This is a genomic window from Gryllotalpicola sp. CP2-P1, assembly GCF_057512245.1.
In genome coordinates this window covers 1-2,720 of sequence record NZ_JBLRDT010000266.1, presented here as the reverse complement: position 1 = coordinate 2,720, position 2,720 = coordinate 1, and the positions used below count along the sequence as shown (strand labels likewise).

3 protein-coding genes are annotated in these 2,720 nt (G+C 71.1%); all 3 read left to right on the top strand.

Going from position 1 to position 2,720, the window contains the following annotated elements:
- Positions 1-678 (top strand): endo alpha-1,4 polygalactosaminidase (locus ACM2XV_RS14000; protein ID WP_487027369.1); only part of this gene is annotated, 678 nt, incomplete at its 5' end.
- A 35-nt stretch (positions 679-713) separates the two neighbouring features.
- Positions 714-2,462 (top strand): DEAD/DEAH box helicase, encoded by a 1,749-nt coding sequence (locus ACM2XV_RS13995; RefSeq protein ID WP_487027368.1) that lies wholly within the window; start codon positions 714-716, stop codon positions 2,460-2,462.
- A partial coding sequence (locus ACM2XV_RS13990; RefSeq protein WP_487027367.1) for an HAD family hydrolase occupies positions 2,459-2,720 on the top strand: 262 nt, incomplete at its 3' end. The genes ACM2XV_RS13995 and ACM2XV_RS13990, both read left to right, overlap by 4 nt.

The window sequence follows — 2,720 nt, the reverse complement described above, 5'->3', positions numbered from 1 at the left end:
TACGCACCGGCCGCCGGCGTCGCGGTCGTGGAGCGGGACAGTACGGCGCGGCCCGCCGCCGGGCGGTACAACATCTGCTACCTCAACGCCTTTCAGACGCAGCCCGGCGAGCTGCCCGCCTGGAAGAAGCGGCACCCGCAGCTGCTGCTGCGCCACGACGGCAGGCTCGTGACCGACCCGGACTGGCCCGATGAGGTTCTGCTCGATACCTCCTCCGCGGCGAAGCGCTCGGCGCTGGCATCCGTCATCGGCGCACGGATCGCGCACTGCGCGGCCGCCGGCTTCGACGCGGTCGAGCCCGACAACCTCGACTCATGGACCCGCTCGCACCAGCTGCTCACCGCCGACGACAACGTGCGGTTCGCCGCGATGCTCGCCCGCCGCGCACATGCAGCGGGCCTCGCGATCGCGCAGAAGAACGCCGGTGAGCTCGGGCCCCGCGGGCGCACCGAGGCGAGCCTCGACTTCGCCGTCGCCGAGGAATGCCAGGTCTACGGCGAGTGCGGCGACTACACCGCGGTCTACGGCTCGCACGTCATCGAGATCGAGTACACCGACAACGGCCGGGCCGCCTTCACGCGCGCCTGCGCCGCCCGCGGTCGCACCGTCTCGGTCCTGCTGCGTGACCGCGATGTGGTGCCGAGCGACGACCCCGCCTATGTCTCGCGATGGTGCTGACGTGGCGCGGAGGGCAAGACGCTAGCGTTTAACGCATGACCGCTCAGGATTCCGCGCAGACCGAGGCCGACGAGGCCCGCGACGCGACACCCGCCTTCTCTGAGCTCGGCCTCAGCGACCCGGTGCTCAAAGCTCTGAAGGATGTCGGCTACGAGACGCCCTCGGCGATCCAGGCGGCGACCATCCCGCTGCTGCTCGAAGGGCGCGACGTCGTCGGCCTCGCCCAGACCGGAACGGGCAAGACAGCGGCGTTCGCGCTGCCGATCGTCTCGCGCCTCGACGTCTCGCAGAAGAGTCCCCAGGCCCTCGTGCTGTCGCCCACGCGCGAGCTCGCGCTGCAGGTGTGCGAGGCGTTCGAGAGCTACGCCGCGCACCTGCGCGGTGTGCACGTGCTGCCCGTCTACGGCGGCCAGGGCTACGGCGTGCAGCTTTCGGCGCTGCGCCGTGGCGTGCACGTCGTCGTCGGCACACCGGGCCGCATCATGGACCACCTCGACAAGGGCACGCTCGACCTCTCCGAGCTCAAGTACCTCGTGCTCGACGAGGCCGACGAGATGCTGAAGATGGGCTTCGCCGAAGACGTCGAGACGATCCTCGCCGAGACGCCCGACGAGAAGCAGGTGGCCCTGTTCTCGGCGACCATGCCGGCCTCCATCCGCCGCATCTCCAAGAACTACCTGCGCGACCCCCAAGAGGTCACGGTCAAGACCAAGACCACGACCAGCGCGAACACGACCCAGCGCTACCTGGTGGTGTCGTACCCGCAGAAGGTCGACGCCCTGACGCGCATCCTCGAGGTCGAGAACTTCGACGCGATGATCGTCTTCGTCCGCACCAAGAACGAGACCGAGACGCTCGCCGAGAAGCTGCGGGCCCGCGGCTACACGGCGGCCGCGATCAGCGGCGACGTGCCGCAGGCACAGCGCGAGCGCACGGTCGAGCAGCTCAAGTCCGGCAAGCTCGACATCCTGGTCGCGACGGATGTCGCAGCCCGCGGCCTCGACGTCGACCGCATCAGCCACGTCGTCAACTACGACCTGCCGATCGACACCGAGTCCTATGTGCACCGCATCGGCCGCACCGGCCGCGCGGGCCGCAGCGGCGCCGCGATCAGCTTCGTGACCCCGCGCGAGCGCCGCATGCTCACCGCCATCGAGAAGGCGACGCGCCAGCCCGTCACCCAGATGCAGCTGCCGACCGTGGAAGACATCAACTCGACGCGCCTCAGCCGCTTCGACGACGCGATCACCACCGCGCTCGAGCAGGCGGACCGCATCTCGGCGTTCCGCGACATCATCGGCCACTACGTCGAGCACCACGATGTGCCCGAGGCGGATGTCGCGGCGGCACTCGCCGTCGTGGCGCAGGGCGACGAGCCCCTGCTCCTCTCCCCCGACGACGTGCTGAAGCTGCCGGCCGAGCGCGACGAGCGCCGTGGCCGCGGCGAACGGGGCGACCGTCCCGAGCGCGGTGACCGCTCGCGCCCCGCCGGCCGCCGAGACCGCGGTGAGCGCACGGCCGCCCTCGCGCAGTACCGCATCGAGGTCGGCAAGCGCCAACGCGTGGAGCCGCGCCAGATCGTCGGGGCGCTCGCGAACGAGGGCGGGCTGAGCCGCGACGACTTCGGGGCGATCAAGATCTTCCCCGACTTCTCGCTCGTCGAGCTGCCCGCCGAGCTGGGCGGCGAGACGCTGCGCCGCCTTGAGGACACGCGGATCGGCGGCCGCCTCATCGAGCTCAAGCCCGATCGCGGCCGCAAGCCGCGCGCGCCCCGGCACGGATGACGGGCGAGGGGGCGCCCCGGGCCGAGTACCTCGCCGACGGCATCCTGTTCGACATGGACGGGACGCTCGTCGACTCGACCGCGGTGGTCGAGGCGGCGTGGGCGCGGTTCGCCGATCGCTTCGGGCTGCGGGTCGCCGACATCCTCGCCTATTCGCACGGGCGGCTCACGGTCGACACCGTGCGCCGCTTCCTGCCGGCCGGCGATGACGTCGAAGCCGTCGTCCGCGACATGCAGCAGTGGGAGCTCGTGCGCACGG

Excerpts from the sequence above, each read along its gene's own strand:
- ACM2XV_RS13995 (WP_487027368.1), top strand. The coding sequence starts at position 714 with ATGACCGCTCAGGATTCCGCGCAGACCGAGGCCGACGAGGCCCGCGAC.